The sequence below is a fragment of the Vibrio sp. Vb1554 genome (assembly GCF_033344235.1).
In genome coordinates, this window is the sequence record NZ_JAWPOJ010000299.1 from 1 (window position 1) to 1,203 (window position 1,203).

Sequence of the window (1,203 nt, forward strand, 5' to 3'; positions counted from 1 at the left end):
CCCATATAGCTCCAAGTTGCGTCGATCATAGCTATCGAGATAGTTCTGCCACTCGTAAGAAACAATTTCTTCTAGGTTTGTACCTTCGTCAAAACGGTTACAGTCGCTGTTTAGAGAAACGTTCCCATCGGTACAGAAATCGTAAGACTTACGCTCAATTTCATTCACTTTATCTAGGTAGTAAAGTGCGCCATAACGAGTTTTCGCATTCAGTTCTGGATCATCAGACAACGCGGCGGTATCGAATCGGCTGAAGTCACAGTTGTAGAGTGTTTTGCCTTTCTCGTTCCCCGTTAGTGCCTTCACTTCAGAACACACCATCAGCGATGTGTTGTCTGGATTGTTGCCAAACTTGTATGCAAAGCTTTGTTGGTAGGCTTGCTGATCAGCGAGGTAACGAGCGTATGCCGCTTTGTCTTCATCGCTCGCACTGTCTGCCGGTTTCGCAACAGGTGCAGGAGCTGAACCTGAAGAATCTTGAATCGTCTCGACTTTACGACCGTAGCCAAACTTAAACGCCGCAATATCGTACAGACCCCAAGTTGGCGTTTCATCCAACATGCTTGGTGCGTAGTCCATCGTCGAACTGTAAGCAGGAATGTTGTTCAAACCAAGTTGATGCGCTTGCTCTAGCGTGTAGTAGTTCGCTTTGTCATTTGAGCCTTTAAAGTTATGGCGCAGACCCATGTTATGACCAAGCTCGTGAACAAGCGTATTGCTGTAAGTCGCAACCGTAATCGCATCTGCGGCTTTCACTTGCAACTCTTTTGGCAGGTATTTCCAACGCTTAAGCTGACGCGATACTTCGTTACCTGCGTCATCAAGTTTGATCTCAAAGTAACGCTCGTCATCCAACTTCAAGTTGTCCAACATGGCCTTGTTGGTTGAAGAAACCCACGACGCTTCGATTGGATAGACGTTGTGCTCTGCCCAGAAAGACAAACGGTTCTCTTCAGCTTCAACCACCTTTTCAAACTCCATGTCATCATTGAAGTTTTTCATTAGCTGAGTTGGGCTCTTCGTCGCTGCTTTTCCAGAAACGATGTCTTCTTTTGAAACGAGCGGCGCATGAATGTTTTCATCCGATTTCAGGCTCGCCATCGCCGCCATTGTAGAAAGCGCTTCAATTCTATCCGCGACTTCTGTTTTCACAGATTCGCTGCTGGTTGGCAATGGATCTAAGCCATCTAAGTTCAGTTGATT

Annotated in this window: 1 protein-coding gene; it reads right to left on the minus strand. The window is 46.4% G+C overall.

Annotated features, from left to right (window positions below; genetic code table 11):
- A partial coding sequence (locus R8N28_RS25790) for a M66 family metalloprotease (protein ID WP_318183731.1) occupies positions 1-1,203 on the minus strand: 1,203 nt, incomplete at both ends.